We start from the raw sequence: 24554 nt of genomic DNA, 5'->3' as shown, positions 1-24554 counted from the left end.
CGGAAATGATTTAAACCGAGAGACGTAATAGCTATTGTATGAGATACCTAAATCTTTAATGTCACTAAGAAATGTACCCCACAAGATATATCAAATAAATAACAAAATATGAGCAATCTATCCGACATAAAAAAACATAATAAAGCAACTGCCATTCATGCAGGTCACCCAGACAGCTGGATTAACTATACAGTTGAGCTCCCGATAGCTGGAAAGATCCCAGGAAAATTATGGCTCAAAGAACACCTAGGACTAACTGGTATGGAAATTTCTTTTAACTTATTACCACCTGGAGCAAGCATACCCTTTATGCATGCCCACAAGCAAAACGAAGAACTCTATATATTTATATCTGGCGAAGGCCAAATGCTAGTAGACAATGAAATCATAGATGTTTCTGCAGGATCAGCCGTTCGCATTTCTCCATCTGCCATGCGCTGCTGGAGAAACACGGGAAAAGATAACTTAGTTCATCTGGTTATCCAATGCAAAGAGGGCTCCTTAGAACAATGGACTATTGAGGATGGACTGCCTTCAACAGAACCGCCTGAATGGCCTGAGTAATTAAAATAAGACTTGATAAACCACTGAGTGATTTTCTACAGGAAATTGACTCCAAAAAACTTCGCACCTTCTGCGTCTCCTAGAAAAGACAAAAATTAAGGGTAGGATACCGTCTAAATTCTTTCTCTTTGCAACCTAAGATCTATTTTCTCCAGCGCTTCTTGACGTTAAGCTGAGCCATGCTTCTTTGGACAGTTGCCATGAGCATCTTAGCTTCATCTGAATCCGCAGGCTCATTCTTTAGTGCCTCTTGGGCGCGCTCAATCGCCTTCTGTGCTTGGTCCTCATCAATTTCAGAAGCTTCCAAGGCCATATCTGTTAAAACTGTTACATGATGAGCTGTGACCTCAACGAATCCTTCCCCAACTGCTAGGTCAACTATTTTACCATCTTTTGAAACTTGTAAGTCACCAGGAGAAAGCATAGTAACCATGGGGACGTGATTAGCCAAAGCCCCCATTTCCCCTTCAGTGCCAGGCAAGACAACTGATTGGACAGTATCTGAATAGGCTACTTTTTCAGGTGTAATAATCTCTAACTTAAGTTCTGCCATGATGTATTTTCAATCAATCTTTGCTACCGATGGTATCGATACTGCCCTTCATGTAGAAATCTGTTTCTGCGCGATCATCATGCTCACCTTCTAAGATTTCTTTGAACCCTTGAATCGTATCATTGATAGTAACATACTGCCCTGAAACTCCAGTAAAAATTTCCGCGACATGAAAGGGCTGGCTTAAGAATCTCTGAATCTTACGAGCGCGATATACTGTTTGCTTATCTTCGGGAGATAACTCATCCATACCCAGAATCGCAATAATATCCTGGAGGTCCTTATATTTCTGAAGAACGTTTTGCACACCACGAGCAACCGCATAGTGCTCTTCTCCAACAACAGCAGGAGCTAGCGCGTTAGAAGTTGAGGCCAATGGATCTACCGCAGGATAAATACCAAGTTCCGCGATAGAACGCTCAAGAACGATAGTCGAATCTAAATGAGCAAAAGTATTTGCTGGAGCAGGGTCAGTTAAGTCATCAGCCGGAACATACACGGCCTGGAAAGAAGTGATAGAGCCTTTCTTAGTTGAAGTAATACGCTCTTGCAACTCACCCATTTCAGTTGCAAGCGTTGGCTGATAACCAACCGCACTGGGAGTTCTTCCAAGAAGTGCGGACACCTCCGACCCCGCTTGTGAGAAGCGGAAAACGTTATCTACAAAAAGCAATACATCCTGATTTTTCTCGTCGCGAAAATACTCGGTCATTGCCAAACCACTTAGCGCAACACGCATACGCGCTCCAGGTGGCTCGTTCATTTGCCCGTAAACCAACGCTACTTTAGATTTTGAAAGATCTTTTTGGTTTATAACACCAGCCTCAGACATTTCCTCGTATAGGTCATTACCCTCACGAGTACGCTCACCAACACCAGCAAACACTGAATAACCACCATGTGCTTTAGCAATATTATTGATAAGCTCCATGATAACTACTGTCTTACCTACACCAGCGCCTCCAAACGCTCCAACCTTACCACCCTTGGTAAAGGGACAGATGAGATCGATTACTTTTATGCCAGTTTCAAGAACCTGGGCTTTGGTATCTTGCTCTGTTAAAGGTGGAGCTGTGCGATGGATAGGATACAATTTATCAGGTTTAACTGGCCCTCTTTCATCTGTGGGCTCACCCAATACATTAAATACACGACCCAGCACTGCCTCTCCTACAGGAACTGAAATAGGTGCACCCGTATCAATGACTTCCATCCCGCGCGTTAAACCATCTGTGGGGCTCATTGCAACTCCTCGGACCCAACCTTGGCCTAAATGCTGTTGAACTTCTAAAACAACTTTTTTTGTTTCTCCTTCAACTTTGAAATTAATCTCCAGCGCCTGAAACAAAGGTGGTATCTCCTTCTCATCAAATTCTACATCTACTACGGGTCCGATGACCTGAGCAATCTTTCCCTTGCTTCCAGTTGTCGATGAGCTTGCCTTCTTCTTTGTTGCTGTTTTCTTGGTTACTGCCGTCATAGTTGTTCCTAATATCTAATGGTATATATACCTAAGTTATGAATCACCTAGCCCAGAGCCATTTGCGCAGAGGTAATTTCTAACAATTCATTTGTAATTGCGGCTTGTCTAGCCTTGTTATATTCGAGTGTTAAATCCTTCACTAATTGCTTGGCGTTCTCAGTAGCATTTTTCATAGCTACCATCCGTGCACTATGCTCAGCCGCTTTTGCGTTTAAAAAAGTTTGGTAAATCTGATAATGGACATAATACGGAAGCATCTCCGCAAACACTACCTGTGGCGAAGGCTCAAAAATATATTCCTGGACTTGCTCCTCGATTTCGAGGGGCTTAGCGTCTTCGCCTGCAACCTCTGATAGGAGACTCAGCTCCTGCATGGGAAGAAGTTTCAATTCCGAGGGAACTTGCACAAGAGTGTTTTTGAAACGTGAGTAGACGACTGTAACTGAGCTAATCTCCTGAGTCTCGAACTTTTCAATTAAGAATTTTGAAATTTGCTTACTCTCAGTAAAACTAAATTTATCAGCTAAAGGAAAATCCGCTAGCAAGTTGAACCCAGCTCGAGTAACATATTGTCTACCTCGTTTACCAACACTAACGAATGCGGCATCCTTGGGTAAATCATTCAATAACCTAAAGAGATTCGTGTTTAGTCCACCGCATAGCCCTTTATCTGTGCTGATGACCAAGTAACAAGGAACGCCTTTGCCAAGCTTCTCGAAAAATGGATGTTCAATACCCTCTGCATGCTCTTCGGAAAGAGACCGCATTAGGTGATTAAAGCGAACCGCAAATGCACTACCTTCTTGAGCTGCCTGTTGGGCTTTACTCATCTTAGAAGCTGCCACCATCTGCATAGCCTTTGTGATCTTGGCAGTGTTTTTGACCGACTTAATACGCCGGCGAATATCGCGTGTGCTAGGCATGGTTACTTATGAATTGGTTTTTTTAAATTCTTCCACCGCAGACTTCAATGAAGCTTGAATATCATCCGTTAGCTTTTGCTCTTTCTTAACAGACTTAAGAATATCGCTCTTCATATCTTTAAAGTAATCCATCAATTTGACTTGGAAATCTTTGACTTTATCCACTTCAACATCGTCAAAATAACCATTTTGAACACTCCACATCACAGCCACTTGAACTTCTACTGGGATTGGATCATATTGCGGCTGCTTGAAAACTTCTACAATGCGAGCACCGCGATCTAGTCGAGCCTTAGTCGCTGCATCAAGGTCTGATGCGAATTGAGCGAAAGCTTGTAATTCTCGATACTGAGCAAGCTCTAGCTTAACTTTACCAGCTACCTGCTTGGTTGCTTTAATTTGAGCTGCTGATCCAACCCGAGAAACTGAAAGGCCCACGTTGATCGCCGGGCGAATACCTTGATAAAAAAGATCACTTTCAAGATAAATCTGTCCATCCGTAATGGAGATAACATTTGTAGGAATATAGGCGGATACGTCACCTGCCTGAGTCTCAATGATAGGCAATGCGGTTAGGGAACCATTCCCAGCTTTTTCACTGAGACGGGCCGAGCGCTCCAACAAGCGAGAATGTAAGTAGAAAACATCACCAGGATAAGCTTCACGACCTGAAGGTCGTTTTAAAACTAGTGACATTTGTCGATAAGCAGCCGCATGCTTAGATAGATCATCATACACTATCAAGGCATCCATCCCGTTATCCATAAACCATTCCCCCATGGCACAACCTGCAAACGGGGCCAAGTACTGTGCTGTTGCAGAATCAGATGCGGTAGCAGCAACAACAATCGTGTATTTTAGAGCACCCGTTTCTTCTAAAACTCCCAGAATGCGAGCAAGATTTGCACGCTTCTGACCTATTACGACATAAATAGAATAAAGCGGGCGGAAGCTCTTACTCTTGGATCTCTCGCCTTCAGCATTCAATTTAGCTTGATTGATAATGGTATCTATGGCGACAGTTGTTTTACCGGTAGCACGGTCACCAATGATGAGCTCACGCTGACCACGCCCGATAGGAATCATCGCATCCACAGCCATGATACCCGTTTGCACAGGCTGTGAAACCGACTGCCTCTTGATAATTCCAGGCGCAACTTTCTCAAGAGGATAGTTCTCTTTAGATTTGATAGCAGGCTTGCCATCAATAGGTGCACCAAGAGGATCAACTACCCGGCCTAACAATTCTTTACCGACAGGAATCTGTAGAAGCTTACCCGTTGTTTTGACTTCGTCTCCCTCTTTGATATCCTGATAGTCACCTAGGACAATGGCACCTACCTCCGTCTCTTCTAGGTTTAGGGCTAATCCGTAAGTCCCATTTGGAAATTGAATCATTTCGTTATAGGCAACCCCACTTAGTCCTTCAATCTTAGCAACTCCGTCCGTAACCTCTCTAACTGTTCCGACATTTGTCTTGGTAACTGAGGCTTTTGCCTGGCCTATTTGCTTTTCTATATCTTCTAGTAACGTGCTCATATCTATTTCTTTTCCTGTCGTATTATTTTATAAAATCTTATTTGCCTGAGTATCATATGGCCTCGCTTATTGCATTCAATCGTCCCTTAATACTGCCATCCCAAACATTGCTCCCTACTCTTATTCGTGTTCCGCCAAGTAACTCCGGTTTAACAACAAACTTAATACTTATTTTACTTCCAAAACGCTTGTTTAGTTCTTCCTGCACATAAGATTTGGCAGAAGTTAGTGGACGTGCACTCTCTACAAAAGCCCTATTCTTAGCTTCCTCAATTTGCACAAGCTTTCTAAAGCGCTCTAGTATGGCAAGATGATTCCTGGGTTTGGCATCTATAAGAGCTCGGACCACTTTTTGAACTCTATTTTCATCCAAGTTTTTACGAATAAAGCATTGCTTAAATAAGCGCTTTGCAACATTTCGAGCTTCGCGGTTGATCCTCATTACACTGGTATATCTTTTACAGATTAATTCTTGCCTATACTGCTAACAGCATCTTTCTCTAAACGAGTTTTATCTGAAGGGGTGAGACTTTTATCTAAAACTTTCTCAGTGGTTAGCACCACCAAATGACCAACCTCTTTTTTCAGTTCGACCATCATCTTTTCTCTATCCTGATCAGCTGCTTCTTTTGCTTTAGCAATAATCTCTTCAGCTTGCTCAACAGCTTTCTGAATCTTCTTCTCGCCCATTTTAGAGGACTTAGCTTTAGTCTGCTCTAAAATCTTGGCAGCCTCTTGCCCAGCTTCAGAGAGTATCTTTTTGCTTGCCAACTCTGCATTAGCAAGTTCTTCCTTAATCTTCTCAGCATTATTTACACTCTCTTCAACCATGTTCTTTCGCTTTTCAAGAACCTCTAGAATTGGCTTAAAGGCAAAACGATAAAGCACAAAAAATAAGATGAGCCATATTAATAGTTGCCCAAGTAAACGACCTGGATAAATGCCGAACGTATCAAAAATCTCTATTGCTTGGTCCATAAAAAATTTTTGGGGGATTTATCCCTCCCCCAAGGGGATAAAAGTTTTCAACCTTGAAGGATTAAACAAGGAAGATTGCATAGAAGACAATCGCTTCTGCTAAAGCCATGCCTAGGATACCCATGACTAGGATATTACCAAAGGCTCCAGGATTGCGCCCTACTGCCTCAGCAGCTTTTGAGCCAACCCATCCTACACCAAGTGCAGAACCAAGTGCTGCAACTGCTACATGAATATTGCCTGTGATGCCTTCGGCTCCACCAGCTGCTGCCATCATTACTAAGTTTGTTAGTGTCATTTTTTTCTACCTTATATTTAATTTTAGTTTTCTCGGACTATGCTCACTCTCTTGGTATGATCGCATAGCCAAATTTTCTGAAATTTTAATGCTCATCGTGAGTTGTAGATAACTTGATATAAACTGCACACAGCAGCATAAATACCATGGCTTGTATCAATCCGATTAACAGTTCCATTCCATAAAATGGCATGGAGCCGAGCATCGAAACAATAAAAGCTCCATTGCCCTCTAACCCTATTGTGTCCCCAAGACCTCCCATTCCCCAAAGCAAATTTTCTCCAGCAAATATGTTACCATACAGTCGCAGTGATAAGGACACCGGTCGAAAGGCGATAGAAACCACTTCAATTAAGCCTACACCGAGAAATACTAGAACTAGCAAAGGTGTTAGGAAGAGTTTCAAAACACCAGTTAATGCATCCAAGCCTTTAGGTGCAAAGATATGCTTCAGGAAGCCACCCCAACCTACTTCTTGTATACTCCACCAAAACCATACAACCATGAATAAAAGCGCAATAGAAAGAGTCGTATTAAGGTCCGCATTAGAAGGGCGCAATAGAGGCTCTGGTATACGAAATTCCTCGCCTCGGACTTCTCCAAATCCGACGGTACCCACACCTGGCACCAGTGCTGACCAGTTAGCCACTAAAATAAATAAAAAGACTGTGGATAGTAGCGGAAATGCTTTCTTGATCATATGCTTGCCAACAATACCTTCGAGCATGTCGTACAAGAGCTCTATTACCCACTCGACAAAATTCTGTAACCTGGTTGGGATAATTGAAACCTTATTTAACGCTAGCTTAACAAACAATACCATTAAACCCACTACGATTAATGTGAATAATGTTGAATTCGTAAAAAACTCAAACGGACCAAGTGCAGATGCTTTAAGACTATGTGCTGCAATTATTACCATAAATTCAAAGCCCGAAAGTAATCAGGCCCAGTAATATGGCAAGAAAAAGTTTAATTCGCATTAAAAAAGTTACTCTACGAATACGGGCATTAATTTTAATAATAGTTAGCAATCGCAAAACCTGTCATACTGGATACAGTAATTTGATTCAGATTTTATTGCAAGATATCAGCTAAAGGATTAGGGTTCGCTATAATCTATGACCGAGCTACTCAAGCAAATCAACAGCATTGTATGGGGTCCTATTATGCTTGTTGCTATCCTGGGAACAGGCTTCTTTCTAACAGTTCGTCTCCAATTTTTGCCCCTGCGTAAGCTCTTTTACGGTTTCCAACAACTTTGGTCAGGACGCAAAGGAAGGGGTGAAGGAAATATCTCTCCGTTCAATGCTTTGATGACGTCTCTTTCTGCAACAATAGGCACAGGTAATATTGCGGGCGTTGCCACAGCTATTGCAGCAGGTGGACCCGGAGCCCTCTTTTGGATGTGGTGCACAGCTCTGGTAGGTATGGCCACCAAGTATGCTGAAGCCGTTCTTGCAGTGGAATACCGAGAAGTCGACAAGGATGGCAACTATTCTGGAGGGCCCATGTATTACATCAAAAATGGTTTGGGCAAAAAGTGGGCATGGCTAGGAGGCATTTTTGCTGTATTTGCTTCAATCGCTGGTTTTGGTATTGGCAACTCCGTGCAAGCCAATTCCGTAGCAGATGTTCTAAGTTCCTCATTTGGCATCACACCACTCGCAACAGGTATTACCCTTACGCTACTAGTTGGATTAGTTCTCCTTGGCGGTATCAAGTGGATCTCAGAAGTAGCCGGGAAATTAGTCCCCATCATGGCAATATCCTACCTTTTGCTTGGACTGATCATCTTATGTTTTCAAGCCTCTAGGATTCCTAGCTCCCTACAACTCATATTTACCTCCGCCTTTAATCTCGAAGCTGCGGGAGGCGGCTTCCTTGGCGCAGCCATTTGGCTAGCTATACGCCATGGAGTTGCACGTGGCGTTTTCTCAAATGAAGCAGGTCTTGGCAGCGCTCCTATTGCTCACGCCGCCGCTCATACCGACAGCCCTGTTCGTCAGGGAATGATCGCGATGCTTGGCACTTTCATCGATACCATTCTTGTCTGCAGCATCACAGGACTCGTCATTGTTACTTCTGGCTTGTGGAACAATGGTGAAACCGGTGCCAGCTTATCCTCCGCAGCCTTCCAAAGCGCCTTTCCTGAGTTAGGTAAATTCACCGTTAGCATCGGCTTAGCCATTTTTGCCTTCACTACTATTTTGGGCTGGAGCTATTACGGGGAGAAATGTTTCACCTACTTGTTTGGAACTAAGCTCAACATACTATTTCGTTTGCTATGGGTTGTCGCCATACCCATAGGAGCAACCATGCAGTTGGACTTAGCTTGGCTAATATCGGATACACTCAACGCCCTGATGGCTGTACCAAATCTGCTTGCACTCGTACTGCTAGCTCCAGTTGTCGTAAAATTATCTACTAATTATTTTCAAAAGTAGACAACTGGATATCAAACAATAGGCTTAATTTAATTTCATTCCATACCGACATGTCCTAAATGTGGGCGCTATATGCTTATGCAATTGAATTAAGGAAACTTAATCAAGCAGAATAATCATTATGAAATACGGTAGACATAGGACCGAAAAAATAGTTCTTCCCTTTCCACAGGCTAAAGTGCTTAACGATTTGATGCCAGGTCCAGTTAGGGAGGAAGACGAACAACTTCTAACAAATCTCAGTAAGATGCTGATGGGCAATGCCAAGATCCCGGCATCTCCGTTTGCGCGTGAGAGAATCCAGCAAACACTTTTAGATCCTGGCATTACTATTGATGAGTTGGGCCCAATGTTTCAATAGATCCTGGTTTAGCGAATTAACTATTAAACCTAGCAGAATTAGTATTGTACCGCGGATCATTTGAAATATCCAGTATAGATCAGGCTCTTCAACGTGTTGGTCTCAGAGAGATCCGACGTATTTTCTCTGCAGCATCGATGACCCATGCTTTTGAAAAATTCCATGCAAATATAGATTGGAGAAGTTTTTGGTTCGACTCTTTACTTGCTGGCAGACTTACAGAAAAAATATGCGCATCCGTTTCCGATATTACAGGAACCGAAAATTTAGTTGGCCTTATACACGATGTTGGCCAACTTATTTTGAAAGAATGTTTTCCCGAAGAATACAATCAAGTTGACTACTTGCTAGATATGGGACAATCACGCCTAGCAGCAGAAAAGCAGATCTTTAGAACAACACATATGGATGTTGGATACGTTTTGAGTTGGAAATGGGACCTGTCAAAACGTGCCTCAATCGCTATTCTTAACCATGGGTGTCCTTTCCAAGTCGATGAAAGTGAACGCACTCGCCTCTTAGCCATCGCGTTGTACACAGCAGACCGATGGATCGCTACCTACTAATATCAGCTTGATAAGGCCTATCAATCCTAGGAAGACCATCTGAGCAGTCCGGAAAAACAATATCTAGAACAACATTCTTCTGGAGGCCTACCAATTATAGATATCAATAAAGAAGCAGAGAACACCGAAGAGTTCCTGCAAGCATTTCAAATTGGCAAAAAGGCCAGGAATTCCCCTTTTTTAAAGCAATCTACTGCAACATAGCTTTTAGTTTAAATCCCCCAGATCCCGAGCCCGAGCCTTTAGCTAAAGCTCTTAAAAAAGATGTATTAAACTGACTAGACGCCTTTTCAAAACCACCGAGGGTTACCTCTCTACCAGGGCTAACTATAACGCTTGTAGTAAGTGTTCTATACTGGATAGTTTGATGACGTCCATTAATCAAAGCTGAAATCTCCGGAGTTACCTGAACGTCGATTAACCCATTGGCTAGAGCAATTGGACGCACTCGAAGATAGGTGCCAATAAACTCCCAACGAGTTTTTTGAAATTGATAGCCATTGACATAGGCATAATGAAAAAAGCTGTCAACGAAAGGCACATCCTTACCTACCCTCAACGCAGCTTCACTACCACTTCTTACCACTAGAAATTGTTTGGAAAAGCGAGACTGCGTAGTGCTTTTCGATCCAATAGACACACCTCCGCCAAAGGGATTATTTTCAATAGGCTTGATCCTAATTTTCCCATTTTCTACCGAGACACCTTGCTTGCCTTGGCTAACCCCAAAACTACTCGCTTTATTCATCTCTTGAAAGCCAATCTCTACACGGATATTGGGCTTAGGAGCAGTTAGGCTTTGCATAACCTTCGTCACAAAATCGAGAGTCTCCTGGCTGTCGTCCTGAACAAAAACCTTCCCTCTTCCAGGCAAGATCAACAACTTCCCATTTTCTGATAAAAGAGGTTTCACTGCTCTTTCTACTTCCGTAGGAGACGCGGAGCCAAGATTAAATTCCTTTCCTATCATCTCAGCTGCAGATAACTCTAGAGAAAGAAGGCAAAGCGCAACCATGAATAGAACATTCCTTAAACCCGAATAGCAAAATAGGGACTTAAAGACCTGCAAAACATCTTGGCCCCAAGAAACATGGATTCTCCCAGAGGTATTACCTCGGAATACATCTTCGTCGACTCCCTTTTCTTTGTGGCTCAAGCTGTTAGGCATCTCGTTCAACATCTATTACATAATCCCATAGGCACTAAGACTGATCCCATAAAATACTATTGTCTTATATTAGACCAAAACTGACAGAAGAAAGCTCTACTAAACTATTGCGCTGAACCCCGAAGAATATTTACTGGGCGAATATTTGCCGCTCTTCTCGCAGGAATAACAGCTGCAATAAATACTGAAATAAACGCTAGCAATGCAGCCATAAGGTAATGCTCAAATGACCAGTCTACGATAAAGTGATCCGCTTTCAAAATACCACGGATCTTAACAGGAATTTTTGACACCAGTGCGGTTAACCCAGTTCCCATCACCCAACCACAAACAATGCCCAACAGGGCTACCAAAAAACCTTGGATTAGAAATATCCATGTAACATCTGACTTTCGATAACCCATCGAACGTAAAATAGCTATTTCCTTCACTTTCTCCATCACTGTCATCGTAAGAACATTAAAAATACCAAATCCAGCTAGTAGCAAAATAAAGGAAATTCCTAAACCGGCAGAGATACGGAGTGTTTTAAAAATTTGCATATTGCCTTTTTCACGCTCTTGCCATGAGCGTGAACGATGTGATAACAACTCCTCAAAGGCCTGCGCATCCTGAGGAGCTCTATCAGGATTTTCTAACTTCACCATGATGGAGCTAGTAAAACCCGGTTTACCCAACAAACTTTGAGCCTTGCGGCGCCCCACATAAACCCTTTTTTCGTCGATTGCGTTAACGCCCGTCTCATAGATACAAGTAATTTTAAATCGATGAGGCTTACCTCTCACATCCATCAAGTACACATAATCCCCGAGACGTAGAGAGTTATCCTTACGCAACAATTCGCCAATACAAATAGAGTCCGGCTGTTCTCGAAAATCATCCAGATCCCCTTGGGTAATATGAGCAGCAAAATCGGTGGCTTTCCTTTGCGCATCAAGATCAATACCAAAGAGCACAACCACCGTATTCCTAAAGCCAGCCCTCATCGAGGCATTGCCTTCAACTATCGGAGCACAAGCCACCACGTTGGGATATTCCATAATGGTATCCATTATTTGATAAGCATTAGTAATTCCTTGGTAGTATTTACGCTTCTGCTGATTCCTGACTGCTACCATACCTTCACCCTCAAGCACATTTGTAAAATTTTGCTGAAATCGATCGGTTATGATAATCGCCCCTTTACTGCCTAGAATGGTATCTATAAAGAATTTTTGGAAACCTACAGTCTGCGCCTGTCCAGTAATAAAAAAGGCCACACCAAAGACAACCCCTAAAGCACTCAAGAACATGGATCGCTTGCTCTCTATAAAGAAGCGTAACGCGATGAAAAATACACTAGGAAGGTTCAAGAATACGTATCCTAAAATTTTTCTCTCATCTCAAGATAGGCTTGACGCGATCACCAGGCGTATAGCGATCGTGATCGCTCAAAACCACTAACTCTCCCTCTTCTAAGCCTTGCCTAATTTCCACTTGGTCTATGCTACGATAACCAACGGTCACTTTGCGTAATACCACCTTCTTACTGTTATCGACTACGAAAATTTCATTACCTGATCTCAGAGCCCTAGAGGGAACAATCAAAGCGTTTTCGCGCTCTCCAAGAATAATATTTACCTCACCTGACATACCATTTTTTATACCTAGCGGCACACTATCCATCTGCAGCAAAACTCCATAATCCTGCTGGACAGGCTGCGGAAGAACCTCTTTCACCACAGCATTAAATTTCTGATTAGGATAGGCATACAAATTCAATCGTGCTTTTTTACCTGGCACCACTTGTCCCACATCCTCTTCCTTAATTAGAGCTTTTACCTGAATCTCTTTACTACCAATTTTAAATAACGGGTCTAAAGCACTAACTATCTCACCCACCTGAGCATACTCCTGTAGGATAACCCCATTCAAAGTTGATTTGATTTTGCTCTGTTCATTCTTCACTTTAAGAGTTTCGTATGCTTCCTGTGCGGTGTTAAATTCGTCTTCTAAAGTTAGCTTTAGCGTTTGGATCCTTTTTATTAACTCCTCAACCTCTGATTTTTTACGGTCATATTCCACTTGGGAGATAGCAGCATCATCAAGGAGAGCCTTATCAACTTTTAACTCATTCTGCTTTGAACGAAGCTCCTCAGAACCTTCCGGCCCTAATTCTAACTTCTTTCTAGCGATTTCATAAGCTGATTTTCTGGTTACAAGTTCAGCTTCTAAATTCTCATCCCCAATATGAGCTAGCGGATCTCCTTCTCTAACTTGATCACCCTCTTTCACAAAAACTTTTGAGAGAACTCCAGGAACCCGGGAACTTACAATTCTCTCTTCAACAGGTTCAATACGAACGGTTCCATAGGCGACTGAAGTTGCTTTGTTTCTCTCAACCATCCCCACTTCAGCAAGTTCTTTAGGACTGAGCAGTGGCCAAAGGATTAAGAGCACAAGCAATATCACCATACCTATACCTACACCCAATGTGTATAACTTAGGTAGCGCCTTTACTTTATCCATAAGCGCATTAATGAACTTGAACTCCATTAAGAAAAATCTCCTTTAACCCAAAAAATGCTAATCTTTGTTTTCTATAACCTTCACTAGCTGCCCCGTGGCAGCATAAAGGTTTACACGGGCTAGCTCCATGTTGTAAAGCGCTAACAGTTCATTTCTCTTAGCCTGAAAGCTTTCTTCTTCCGAAATGAAGACCTCAACTTGTGTAATTCTATTTCTTAAGAAGGCCTGCTTTACTTGCTCGGAATTCTCTTCTACTATACCCGTTTGTAATAGTTCATAGATCTTACGAGCATCCTGATATTGTCTGACAGCCTGGGCCACCTCTCCAGATATATTCCTTTTAATACTCTTATGTAGCTCTTCAACACCTAACATGATAGCATTAGCAGCTTTTTTCCGGCCAGTTGTTTCAAATCCATCAAAAAGCCTCCAAGATAGTCTTGTGCCTATTCTTGCACTCGTTTTCTGAGAGTCATCATCATCTACGTTGCGGAAACTGTTTAGAGCCTCTAACTCATTCTGTAATTCCGTATTAAAATCTACACTACCGTAGGCCGACCAAGTGGGATAATAACCTGCAGCAGCGACTATAGCCGCTTTACTCTCAGTTTTCAACAACGCGTCCAACACCTTTAGATCATGCCTATTTTCGTAAGCTATTTGTTCTAATTGCTCGAGGCTAGGTAAGCTTATAAATCTTGGCTCTAGCACTCCAGCGACTCCTTTTTCCAATAAGGCTTTTGCCTTAGGAGAACCTATTATATCTGCAAAATCAACGATTGCTTGCTTCCACGCCCAAGTTGCTTCTTCTACACTTGTAAGTGCTAAGGAATACCTAACCTCCATTGTTTTGATATCACTTTTTTGCACAAGCCCCCCTTCAAACAAAGAGGGTAGGATGTTCAACTGAACTTTGATCTTGTTGGCAAACTCTCTTTGTAATTCGATCTGTCTTTCTCGAAATAAAATCTCCAAAAATGCCACTCGAGAGCGAATGACAAATTCTAAAATTTCTAGTTGAACATTGGCTTCTGCTGCCTTAACAGCAGCTTGCGCTCTCTCTACCTGCGGGACAGCTCCAGGCTCAAAAATTCCCTGGTTTAAGGATACATTAAGATTTGTAGGAGGAAACATGAGTGCTTGTAAATTTCCATTGGGATAAAAAATAGATTTTGCAGCCATTTCTTGACCCATAAATTCCTTGATAGACTGCTGTGCTTCACGGATCTCAGCATTATGCTTTAAGCCCATCTCTACAGAATCTTTCCACGAGTAGCCTGCATAAATTTCATACGGCATACAGCATGACATAACAAATATAAGCAGGAAGCCCATTTGATTATTATCAAGATTTCTCATACCTATTGTGTTTGCTCAGAGGGTGTTATTTCCTTCTGCTTAATAATTGACTGATTACTTACTTTTAGGCGTCTAGTAAACGTTGCTTGCTCTAACTCAGCAAGTGCTTGATGGTATGCGAATTTAGCCCTCAGCTCAGTCGTCAATGCCCTGTTTAAGTCTACAGTTGTTTGTAAGACATCAAATAGATCGTTTCTACCCGCCTCTAAAGACTTGTTCACCAAATCTAGCGCCTCTCGCGCCTTATCCACATTTCCAGACTGTGAGGCAACTAAACCCTCGGCTCTTCTTAATCTTAAGTAGGCTCGGCGGACATCGAATTCAATGACTCTATTGGCATCATCAAGTTGGATCTGCGCTGCTCTTTGCCTAGCTTCGGCTGCCTCTGCCGCACCCTTGCCACGAAACCCATCAAAAATATTCCATACTCCTAAAAGTCCAAAAGAAAACTCTGTTTGACTATCTGTGAAGCTTTGGTTGTCCGACTGTGTAGGATCAGTGCGCTCTTCCTGACTTGTATCACGTTCCAAGCTACCTCTGACAAACGCATTTATCCTCGGTATATTTGACGCCCTTGCGATCTTTGCGGAGCGTCTTTCAATCTCAATTTCCTTACTAAATCGCAGTGGTTCAGGTCTCTTACTTAGTGCTCTTTCTATTAGCTCATCCAGTGAATAAGCAAGTTCAGGGCAAAAGAGTTGTCCTTGAACTTTTAAAGGTAACTGGTCCGTTCCTCCTACCCAGCGCAGCCCCATGGCTTCCGCGAGATCTATAGCAGCAATTTGTAACTTTGTTCGTGCTTCAATGAAGCTAGGCTTTTCGTTGGCTAAGCGAACTTCTGTTCGCACAATATCAAATTTAGAAGCCCGACCCGCATCAAATAACCTTTTTTGCTTCACAACTTCTTGCGAAAGTAAATCTATAATATCACTCTGAATTTTTGCCTCTTCACTGTAGAGCAAAACCTCATAAAACGCTTCTTTGACCAGAAATAACTCTGTATTAATAATTTCTTGAAATTCAATAAAAGCCACTTCCTTTTCTAGCTCGGCAATAGCAACTTGATTTCGATTGATACCCCCAGAATAAATACTATGCGATAGAGTTAGATTAACGCTCCATTCTTCTTGAAAACCTGGATCTTCCTCAGCTGTCCTGTCTATTTCCTCATCTTCAAATAGATCTTCATTTTCCATTTGAAGGTTTGCCCCTAAATCCAATCTTGGATAAAGAACCGCTCTAGCCTCGATCTCTAAACCTTTTACTTCTTCAAGATCTTGTTTTGAAACGCGTATATTCGTATTTTTCTCAAGTGCAGTATTCAAACAATCTATAAGAGTATACGTATCAATTTTAGTGTCTACCTGTCCATGCACCGCAAAATGTATAGAATTTATTGCTGCAACAATTAGCCAGAAATTCCCAACTTGTTTACCGAACTCCATTATTATCAAAGCCTTAGCCTAAATCAGATGCTCAGAGCCTCAAGCTTATTTATTCGAAACTGCGTAAAAACATACAGCAATTCACTTACTTATCATACCGATGGCTCATGACCTAAATGCCACAAGAAAGCAATCAATAAGTTACCATTCGTTAAACATGCCAGTATCAGAGCATTTGTACAGAGAAAAATACATATCGAGTATTTTGATGGAAAAGGTTCAAGAATTGACTGTATGATCCGTTTCTGTCAGTAATATCTCTTTTACTTGCGGGCAACACCCTAAGAGGTATAATATCTGCTTCTCGTAAATACACCATATCAAATAATATCATGTTTAATAACATTCCGATTTTCACCGATAAAAGAAATGCCGTCCTTGAACGCTGTCATTCTGACCCAACAACACGCTTACGTTTAAAATTAGATGTCTATTACCGCTGCGTTGACCGCGCCAACGGTGCCATGCTCACCGTAGATGGCAAAGACATGATCATGATGTCTAGTAATGAGTACCTGGGCCTGAGCCAGCATCCCAAGGTCATTGAAGCAGCTAAAAGGGCTCTAGATGAGTGGGGTTCTAGCGCTTGTGGTTCAAGACTTGCAAATGGAACACGCCGCTACCATGTTGAATTAGAAGAAGAGATTGCTGAATTCTTAGGTAAAGAAGCTTGCCACATTTCCGCAGCGGGTTATCTAGCATGTATGTCTAGCATATCCTCGCTTGCTCAACGTGGAGACGCACTCATTGTGGATAAAAGTATCCACTCTGCTCTTTGGGACGGTGTAAACCTCAGCGCAGCTACAGTAGAACGATTTGCCCACGAGGATATGAATTCTCTCAAACGACTGCTCCAGGAACTCGACCCTGCACAGCCTAAAGTGATTGTTGTAGACGGTGTCTACTCCATGGAAGGCCACATAGCTTCTGTTCCTGAGTTGGTTGAGCTAGCAAAAGAATTTGATTGTTTCCTAGTAGTCGATGATGCACATGGATTTGGAATACTCGGAGATCAAGGGAGAGGTACCGTGAACCACTATGGCCTGACAGATGAGGTTGATGTTATAGTGGGAAGCTTCTCAAAGTCCCTCTCAAGTGTTGGCGGTTTCATTGCTGGAGACAAGGCTGTTATCGAATACCTGCGAACAACTTGCAGACAGATTATATTCAGCGCAGGTATTCCACCGGCTTCAGTAGCTTCTGCCAGGGCTGCACTTAAAGTGATACAAGATGAGCCCGAGATCCACCAAAAACTTTGGTCTAATACGCGTTATCTAAGGAGGATACTTGATGATTTAGGCGTAGATTATTGGGATAGCCCTACACCGGCAATACCTATTGTTGTAGGAAACAAAGACAAGTGTTTTAGAGTATGGCAAGCCCTTTGGAAAGAAGGCATCTTTAGTGTCATGTCAGTCTCGCCTGGCGTTCCAGTTGGAAAAGACCTCATCAGGTGTGCTGTTTCCGCTCTCCACACCAAAGAACATTTAGATAAATTTGGCGACGCCTTAAAGATTGCAATGAAAAAGGCTGGGCTACAACCCAAGAAAAAAGCTATTGCTGCCTAGGCTTTCGAAAGGCCTCGATACAGCAAATGCTCTACATTCTATCATAAATCGGAGCGCTCCACCATCATGGCAAGCCAACCCAAGCCGATTACCCAAAGTATTGAGGATTATCTCGAACGCATATACGAACTGATTGAGCTTAAAGGTTATGCACGTGTTTCAGACATCGCAGAAGCTCTAAAGTTTTCACGACCTAGTGTCTCAATTATGGTCCAGAGATTAGATAAAATGGGGCTCTTACAATACGAGAAGTATCGAGGCTTAACTCTCACCGAAAAAGGACTACAAGTAGCAAGACGTATACAGAGAAGACACGTCATTCTTACAGAATTCTTAGGCCTTCTTAATATTGACCGAAACACCATTGCTCATGATGTAGAGGGTATTGAACATCACATAAGTTCTCAAACTCTTGAAAAGATTGAGACTCTTGTCGAGTACTGGGACAAGCACCCCGAACAACTCAAAAAGGCCCTCAGTAGCACCAATAGCGGGAAACTTTAAATCCTCTGAGCTACCTCTTACTAGAAGGCTCAAGATTCTTTATTGGTTTAAGATACACCGTTTTTTGTTCGCCTACCATTTCATCTGTAACAAATTCTAAGCCAAAAACTTGATCCCATAAGCGTTCAAAACAGTGTGCAGCATGAGGAAACGAGAAAGCCATCTCTAATGCTTTCTCATAAAACTCGTGAGGCTTCGATAATATTTGTTCACGTCTGACCCCAAAATGGGCCCCAGGAAAGAATCTAAAATATTTAGGGCTTTTTCTATTAAATAACTCTTCATAAAATAAGTCTAAATCCAATAATTCTCGCTTTAGGTTTTTACTCCAGTTCTGAAATAAAAGACGTCCTTTTGCATCATCTGTATCTATAATAAAGCCCAACCATCGAAACCCATTTGTGAATGTCTTACACGTTGCTATCTCTCTCAAGATAGAGTGAAAATCAGATACATGATCAAATGGATGTCCTTGCGAGAAAATGGTAAAATCAGCCAAGTACTCCCTTCTTTGCGTTATATGATGCAGATAGGTATGAGCTTCATTTCCAACATTAGGTAAACGCTCTTGAGAAGGAAACTCGAAGTCTTCACTATGCTCACTCTTATTATATATAATGGGCTTGATACGCTTAGGCACTTTGCGAAGCCACGAGAGATCCTCTTGATATCTAGCCACTACTAATTCTAACTTTGCTTCATCAACACTCTCACACACAAAACCACCTAATTCGTGTCGAAGATATACTTTAACTCATCACTCAATTCAGCAAGTAGTTCTTGTCTTTGGGGCTCTAATTGATGCTCAATCTCAATTCGTTTCTGCCAAAAATATTTAGTAAATTCGAGAATTCTGTCCTCACTGACATTTAGTCCATTTCCTTTGGCAAAATCCTTAGCTTGTCGAGTCAACCTGTTTCTAAAATTTGTCAACCTATTTTTTAGCATGTCCTGAGCAAATGGTTTTCCTGCCAAATCAGGTTTTTGTGAAATATGCTCGTCTAGCTTGCTCGTATCCATTAAAGCCAACCTGACTAATTTTTCATAACCAGGCTCTTGCATGGTCATAGGGGGATGCTTCCCTCGTAAATTACGCTCACCTAAAAGTCCCGGCTTAGCTTTAGGTCTTTTTTTACCCCTCTCAAACTCTTTGTCTTGAAATTTTTTGTGCCGACTTTCTTTGACTTCCTCATTATCGGGATCTTTGATCTTAGAGGACTCAGCATTCAGCGTCTTTATAGTATATGGAGAAAAGACGAGGATACAAAAAAGGACTATAATAAATCGCCCCATATGTCCACTTCCTCACTATAAGATTCAAAAACTTCAAGCGCTATGAAAATCTCCTCTTGAGTCATCGCATCGACAAAGCTTACACTCTCTTGATGGTCGTTTGAGGAAAATCGAAAAACTAACAATAGAAGTAGGACTGCACACACTGGTGCTGCTACCTTCAGCCACCTAAATAGAGAAATCGATAATATTGATAAAAAAAATTTTGGCTGGTTCTCTCCTTTTACTCTAGCCAAAACCCTGGACTCAAACCACGGCGTAGGAGCGGCTAAAGGAGCTTCATCAAGTAGTCTATCTAAAGGATCCTCTTTAGTTTCTCTGTTATTATTTTTGTACATTCAACTTCTAAAAAGTATAACTCATTGTTCATTACATAGTTGCGCTAAAATATTTCTCTAAATCCTTCCTCAATGTATCTCTTGCTCGAAACAGAAGCGACTTTACCGAGGAAACACTTGTTTGCATGGTTTTAGCAATTTCTTCGTAATCTAATTGATGATATTGCCTCAATATCAAAGCATAACGCTGTTTTTCAGGCAACTTAGCAATTTTTTCATTTACCGCGTCTTCTATTTCAGACTGGATCATTTGCTCTCGAGCATCACTCGCCTTGTCTTCAAATTCGATTTCCGGAATATCTTGACCAGGCTTTACCATATCTAACAGCCTGATTTCCAGTCGTTTACGCTTTCTTTTCCGACAGGCTGTAAAGACACAGTTCCTGGTAATTGTAAATAGCCAGGTTGTAAATTTTGCCTCGGGGCGGTATCTTGGAGCCGATCGATAGACTCTCACAAATACCTCTTGAGCAACATCCTCTATCTCAGGATCCCCGATCCCCATCATCTTCGCGACAGTTCCGTAAACAAGCCCGCTATGCCGACTTAACAGCTCTGTAAAAGCTGATTCATTCCCACTCCCAACTACTAACATAAGCTCCTCGTCGGTCAACTTCTCTAAACTACACATTTTGTCCCCAAATACAACTCGAGACATTTTTTCTGGTCGCAGCACTGGCCTAGAATTTATCACTAGACTTATTGACATTTGGCTTTTCCCCAATTTCAATTTGTTTCTTATGGCTGGTCATAGTAAATGGTCTCAAATTAAACGCAAAAAGGCTGCTAACGATCAAAAACGTGGACAGTTATTTAGTAAACTCGGGAAAGAGATAACAGTTGCGGCAAAAATGGGGGGGGGCGACCCAGAACTAAACCCCCGCCTCAGGACGGCAATCGTGGCCGCCAAAGCCGAATCTATGCCCGCTGATAATATAGACCGAGCTATAAAAAAAGGTACTGGTGAGATAGAAGGAGCTAACTACGAGGAACTGACCTATGAGGGTTATGCTGCTGGCGGGGTTGCCATCCTTGTTGAAACAGCAACTGACAATAAAAACCGAACTGCTGCGGATATTCGAAGTATTTTCAGCAAGAACCATGGTAATATGGCCGGAGCTGGAAGCGTGGCCTGGATGTTTCACAAACGCTCCTATTTTTTTGTTCAAGGAAGTGATGAAGACACTGTCCTGGAAGCCACGATCGAGGCAGAGCCAGATGATGTAAAATCAAGCTCTGATGGAGTAGAAATCGTTGGCCAATTTGAAAACTTTGATAAAATAGATAGTGCTCTAAAAGAAGCCGGCTTGAATCCTAAATCTGCCAATGTCACATTCATTCCTGAAAATACCGTTGAGATAAAGGATGAAGGAATTGCCCGGCAAATCCTGCTTTTGATTGAGAAACTTGAGGATTGTGATGATGTCCAAAATGTCCACACAAATTTTGATATAAGCGACGAAATTATGGCTAAAATCAGTAACTAATGATAAGCTGAGAATTATGATCGATAAGTGCAACATTACCCTTCTTGTCCTTGTTACTTTAAGTATTCCCAGCCTTGTTATTTCCCAAGAAACAATTAAAACGAAGCTGGAGAGTATCTCCGTCCCTAGCATCAAAGGAAAGGCAACTGTTCAACTAAAGATCAAAAAGACTCCAGACACTTTGAAGGATATTGAAATTGCATTATGCCCAGCAAGTACCGCCTCTGAAATTAAGGCAGCAAGGGAGAGAGGATGGCTCCGGCTTGCTCATCCTAAACGTTACAATGATGGATACGAAAACCTTGACCTCGTCAGTATAGGAACAGCAGCAGTCAAAACAGCTGTCGCACGAACAAAAGCGAATGACGAAGGGTTTTATGCTTTCTATGACATAGACCCCGGCGAGTACATACTCTATGCACAATACAAGAGCAAGTTTGCTTCGGGCTACTGGGTCCTTCCAGTAACAGTTGAAGAAGGAATGACAGTAGACCAAGACTTTAACACAGAAAACTTCAAGGAAGTTTATAATAAAACATTTGAGTAAGCACATGAGAATCCAGCTTTCACGAATCATTGCCAAACCCGAATGATGCCAAGGAGACTTATAGCTACGCACGACGTCTCATTCAACTTCTGCTACATTATCCGGGGTTAGGTGTCTAGTATAGACATGCCTTTATTAAAGGCTGCTGCTTGCACCAATTCGCCCAATCTCTTCCTCAGTAATAGGCCCTTGTAGTAAAGCACCAATAGCACTAAAAAGAGACTTACTCCAACCCCCAAGCATAACAGTGGAAATTTCAACCAACTCACCATTCCTACCAGCGCCATTAAGATCGCTAAGAGGGCACTAAAAGTTGTTGGCCTTAAGCCTATTTCAATACGGTTAAGACGCTTACCTTGGGGATATATTTCCGTCAGAGTTCTCAACCGAACATGCCACCAACGGTTAGCAAAAATATTTATATCCCACTTCGTCCAGCCATTATCAATAGCATATTTCCAACCTTCTTCCTCCAAATAACAAACAATTTGACCTAATAAAGCCAATCGATCTTGATCGCCCTCACTCCAAAATGTCATATGACCGCTCTCTGTAAGTGAAACTTTTTGGTGCCTATGAGATTCCTCTGACATTAAGACAGACTTCGGTGTTTGCTTCTTACTTACCCAAGTAAAGTATCTAGCCCAACCTCTGACAATTGGCTGTAACCATCCCAAATAAGCCAACAACAACCTTGCTCTTATAGAGTCATGCTTCGCTTCGATATTAGTTTTTATAACAAATTCAATAACACACCAAAGAGTGCAACCAATCGTAATAAGTGGAACAATTTTCAGAGGATTCCAAAAGAAAGACAACAGTAGTAATAAAGCCGAAATGAGGTTCCACTCTAAGCTGAGAGGCAGATAGAGCCAGAAATGGTAAGGCTTTGTATAAATGGACTGAAATAGACCTGAGCCAAATACACCGTGGTAGATCAAAGGCGCATGAAAAAATCGACTAGACCTGAATTTACCATAAATCACACCGTGCCAAGATATACCGCCAATATCGTCAAAGTAATTAATATGCTTAAAACGAAGTAATGCTTCCGCTTCCCCATACCCTTTCTGCTGCTTGAAATAATCTTTAACTGTAAACCTTCTGTAATGCCATACTACTGCGGCTGGACTAAAGCCAATCTCGTAACCAGCTTGCATAATCCGCCAGCAGACATCAACATCATCACCTGCTTTTCGGTAATCAGGATCAAATCCACCTATGGCTTCTAACACAGACTTATAAAAAGCAATATTACACCCTGGAACATGCTCAGCTATTTGGTCATCCATCATCACATGACTTGGAGCCCCGGGTGCTGAAGCAACGGCAGCTTGGATCCAGCTATTTGCGGGTGGGGAGATATTAGGTCCACCAACTACAGCATAATGATTTTCCACCATGAATTTAATAAGGTGATATAGCCAATCCTTATCCGGCATACAATCAGAGTCCGTATAAGCTACAATTTCACCTTCAGACAAAGTTGCTCCCGCATTCCTTGCAACACTTAAGCCAAAGTTCTTTTGCCTTTTATATCTTACTGTTGGATAATCTTTTGCAATAGAAGGTGTATGATCTGTTGAGCCATCATCAATAAGCAAAATTTCATAGTCTGGGTAATTCAACTCCAACAAGGAATCTAAACATAAGCGCAAAGTCTTGCCACCATTGTAAGAGCAAACCACTATGCTCACTTTTGGGTAAACCGCTAAAGGATAACTCTGAGCTACTGTTTCACCCTCAGTTGATGAGATAGTTTTATTTTTGACTACCTCGTATGATTTCTTGGGAACTCTTTCTTTATCTACAAGACCAAAAGCCCAATCATCTACGTCTACACCATTCGTGAACCATTCATCTGTCCAAGAAAATAATATCGTTCCAGCTAGACCTCCGCGAAAAACTTCTTCGTAGTGCCCCTCTATAAGCTTCGCCTGTTCATCTTGAGAATGCCGAATGGTGTCCATGCCAAATTCCCCTAAAACTAGAGGACGCTCATCTGACAAATGCTGTAAGCGAGACAGATAACTCCGAAACTCTGCCCTCCGATGCAAATAAACATTATAAGAATAGAAATCAACGCTCTGCGGCAGAAGGTACTCTGTTGGTGGAAAATTACTGTAGGCCACCAATGCCTCACTATCTTTATTTTTTATAATAGATACCAGCCCATCTAGGAAGCGTGCCATCTTAGCACCTCCATACCAGCGAACTAAATCACTAGGTATTTCATTATCAACATAGAAACCAAATAATGCCTGGTGACCCGCATTTGCAGAAGCAGCTTCTTCAACTTTGGATTCAATTTCTCTAATGGTGTTTGTGCTATCTAAAAATAAAGTTCGTTCATGCCAAGGGATAGTAATAATGACATAGAGAGAGTAGGTCTCAGCGAGATCTAAAAACCAACCAGGCGGTGTATGATAAACTCTTACTACGTTAATTCCCGCAAGGTGCATCAAAGCGAAATCACGCCTGGTTTCTTCCTCTGTCCCTAGACAACTACTCTCTTTATTTCTTGGCCTAAAAGGACCATAGGTAACCCCTTGAAGATAGAATTTCTTGTCACCCAGGAAAAAGAACTTACCTTTCGCTTCTATTCTATTCATAGATGATCTGTTC

At 42.0% G+C, this 24554-nt stretch carries 24 protein-coding genes and 1 pseudogene; 8 read left to right on the top strand and 17 right to left on the bottom strand.

What is annotated here, in order from left to right:
* Positions 1-108: 108 nt before the first annotated feature.
* The gene (locus AAGA18_01655) at positions 109-564 is read left to right on the top strand and encodes a cupin domain-containing protein (GenBank protein ID MEM9444032.1); all 456 of its coding nucleotides are present in this window, start codon (positions 109-111) and stop codon (positions 562-564) included.
* A gap of 142 nt (positions 565-706) precedes the next feature.
* Here the strand turns inward: AAGA18_01655 and atpC are convergent, their stop codons facing one another.
* The 8 genes from atpC to atpB all read right to left on the bottom strand — a co-directional run bounded on the left by atpC (position 707) and on the right by atpB (position 7260).
* Positions 707-1117: an ATP synthase F1 subunit epsilon gene (gene atpC, locus AAGA18_01650; GenBank protein MEM9444031.1), complete on the bottom strand. Its 411-nt coding sequence runs from the start codon at positions 1115-1117 to the stop codon at positions 707-709.
* 13 nt (positions 1118-1130) lie between these two features.
* Complete coding sequence (atpD, locus tag AAGA18_01645) at positions 1131-2597, bottom strand: F0F1 ATP synthase subunit beta (protein ID MEM9444030.1); 1467 nt, start codon at positions 2595-2597, stop codon at positions 1131-1133.
* Positions 2598-2644: 47 nt separating this feature from the next.
* Positions 2645-3523, bottom strand: a complete 879-nt coding sequence (atpG, locus tag AAGA18_01640; GenBank protein MEM9444029.1) for an ATP synthase F1 subunit gamma — start codon at positions 3521-3523, stop codon at positions 2645-2647.
* Between the two features lie 6 nt (positions 3524-3529).
* Positions 3530-5062, bottom strand: coding sequence for a F0F1 ATP synthase subunit alpha (atpA, locus tag AAGA18_01635; protein ID MEM9444028.1), 1533 nt, complete (start codon positions 5060-5062; stop codon positions 3530-3532).
* 52 nt (positions 5063-5114) lie between these two features.
* Positions 5115-5504, bottom strand: coding sequence for an ATP synthase F1 subunit delta (gene atpH / locus AAGA18_01630; GenBank protein MEM9444027.1), 390 nt, complete (start codon positions 5502-5504; stop codon positions 5115-5117).
* 23 nt (positions 5505-5527) lie between these two features.
* On the bottom strand, positions 5528-6040 hold the full coding sequence (atpF, locus tag AAGA18_01625) for a F0F1 ATP synthase subunit B (GenBank protein MEM9444026.1): 513 nt from the start codon (positions 6038-6040) through the stop codon (positions 5528-5530).
* Positions 6041-6101: 61 nt separating this feature from the next.
* On the bottom strand, positions 6102-6338 hold the full coding sequence (locus AAGA18_01620) for an ATP synthase F0 subunit C (GenBank protein ID MEM9444025.1): 237 nt from the start codon (positions 6336-6338) through the stop codon (positions 6102-6104).
* An 85-nt stretch (positions 6339-6423) separates the two neighbouring features.
* Positions 6424-7260 carry a F0F1 ATP synthase subunit A gene (gene atpB / locus AAGA18_01615; GenBank protein MEM9444024.1) on the bottom strand — a complete coding sequence of 279 codons (837 nt, stop codon included), beginning with the start codon at positions 7258-7260 and terminating at the stop codon, positions 6424-6426.
* Positions 7261-7459: 199 nt separating this feature from the next.
* Here atpB and AAGA18_01610 point away from each other — a divergent pair, with 199 nt between their 5' ends.
* The 3 genes and pseudogenes from AAGA18_01610 to AAGA18_01600 all read left to right on the top strand — a co-directional run bounded on the left by AAGA18_01610 (position 7460) and on the right by AAGA18_01600 (position 9712).
* Positions 7460-8785, top strand: coding sequence for a sodium:alanine symporter family protein (locus tag AAGA18_01610; GenBank protein MEM9444023.1), 1326 nt, complete (start codon positions 7460-7462; stop codon positions 8783-8785).
* 121 nt (positions 8786-8906) lie between these two features.
* Positions 8907-9146 (top strand): hypothetical protein, encoded by a 240-nt coding sequence (locus tag AAGA18_01605; GenBank protein MEM9444022.1) that lies wholly within the window; start codon positions 8907-8909, stop codon positions 9144-9146.
* A 32-nt stretch (positions 9147-9178) separates the two neighbouring features.
* Positions 9179-9712 (top strand): annotated as a pseudogene (locus AAGA18_01600) (HDOD domain-containing protein).
* Positions 9713-9902: 190 nt separating this feature from the next.
* Here AAGA18_01600 and AAGA18_01595 read toward each other — a convergent pair.
* The 5 genes from AAGA18_01595 to AAGA18_01575 form a co-directional block, all read right to left on the bottom strand.
* Positions 9903-10880, bottom strand: a complete 978-nt coding sequence (locus AAGA18_01595) for a hypothetical protein (protein MEM9444021.1) — start codon at positions 10878-10880, stop codon at positions 9903-9905.
* Between the two features lie 104 nt (positions 10881-10984).
* Positions 10985-12232, bottom strand: a complete 1248-nt coding sequence (locus AAGA18_01590; protein MEM9444020.1) for an ABC transporter permease — start codon at positions 12230-12232, stop codon at positions 10985-10987.
* A 25-nt stretch (positions 12233-12257) separates the two neighbouring features.
* Complete coding sequence (locus AAGA18_01585; protein ID MEM9444019.1) at positions 12258-13415, bottom strand: efflux RND transporter periplasmic adaptor subunit; 1158 nt, start codon at positions 13413-13415, stop codon at positions 12258-12260.
* 30 nt (positions 13416-13445) lie between these two features.
* Positions 13446-14747, bottom strand: a complete 1302-nt coding sequence (locus AAGA18_01580) for a TolC family protein (GenBank protein MEM9444018.1) — start codon at positions 14745-14747, stop codon at positions 13446-13448.
* A 2-nt stretch (positions 14748-14749) separates the two neighbouring features.
* Positions 14750-16192: a TolC family protein gene (locus AAGA18_01575; GenBank protein ID MEM9444017.1), complete on the bottom strand. Its 1443-nt coding sequence runs from the start codon at positions 16190-16192 to the stop codon at positions 14750-14752.
* Between the two features lie 332 nt (positions 16193-16524).
* On the opposite strand from AAGA18_01575, the gene AAGA18_01570 reads away from it, so the two are divergent.
* Positions 16525-17760: an aminotransferase class I/II-fold pyridoxal phosphate-dependent enzyme gene (locus tag AAGA18_01570; GenBank protein MEM9444016.1), complete on the top strand. Its 1236-nt coding sequence runs from the start codon at positions 16525-16527 to the stop codon at positions 17758-17760.
* Between the two features lie 66 nt (positions 17761-17826).
* Complete coding sequence (gene mntR, locus AAGA18_01565) at positions 17827-18264, top strand: transcriptional regulator MntR (GenBank protein ID MEM9444015.1); 438 nt, start codon at positions 17827-17829, stop codon at positions 18262-18264.
* Between the two features lie 10 nt (positions 18265-18274).
* On the opposite strand, the gene AAGA18_01560 is transcribed toward mntR, so the two are convergent.
* From AAGA18_01560 to AAGA18_01550, 3 genes are all read right to left on the bottom strand, one after another.
* Complete coding sequence (locus tag AAGA18_01560) at positions 18275-18982, bottom strand: DUF3431 domain-containing protein (GenBank protein MEM9444014.1); 708 nt, start codon at positions 18980-18982, stop codon at positions 18275-18277.
* Between the two features lie 8 nt (positions 18983-18990).
* Positions 18991-19557: a hypothetical protein gene (locus tag AAGA18_01555; protein ID MEM9444013.1), complete on the bottom strand. Its 567-nt coding sequence runs from the start codon at positions 19555-19557 to the stop codon at positions 18991-18993.
* A 369-nt stretch (positions 19558-19926) separates the two neighbouring features.
* Positions 19927-20553 (bottom strand): RNA polymerase sigma factor, encoded by a 627-nt coding sequence (locus tag AAGA18_01550; GenBank protein ID MEM9444012.1) that lies wholly within the window; start codon positions 20551-20553, stop codon positions 19927-19929.
* An 82-nt stretch (positions 20554-20635) separates the two neighbouring features.
* Between AAGA18_01550 and AAGA18_01545 the strand changes: the two genes are divergently transcribed.
* Complete coding sequence (locus tag AAGA18_01545; GenBank protein ID MEM9444011.1) at positions 20636-21382, top strand: YebC/PmpR family DNA-binding transcriptional regulator; 747 nt, start codon at positions 20636-20638, stop codon at positions 21380-21382.
* Positions 21383-21398: 16 nt separating this feature from the next.
* Complete coding sequence (locus AAGA18_01540; protein MEM9444010.1) at positions 21399-21929, top strand: carboxypeptidase-like regulatory domain-containing protein; 531 nt, start codon at positions 21399-21401, stop codon at positions 21927-21929.
* A 107-nt stretch (positions 21930-22036) separates the two neighbouring features.
* On the opposite strand, the gene AAGA18_01535 is transcribed toward AAGA18_01540, so the two are convergent.
* Complete coding sequence (locus AAGA18_01535) at positions 22037-24541, bottom strand: glycosyltransferase (protein MEM9444009.1); 2505 nt, start codon at positions 24539-24541, stop codon at positions 22037-22039.
* Positions 24542-24554 lie beyond the last annotated feature (13 nt).

Source organism: Verrucomicrobiota bacterium (assembly GCA_039192515.1).
GTDB lineage: Bacteria > Verrucomicrobiota > Verrucomicrobiia > Methylacidiphilales > JBCCWR01 > JBCCWR01.
Note: the sequence above shows the minus strand (reverse complement) of the source record. Positions and strands in the feature narration are given on the sequence as shown.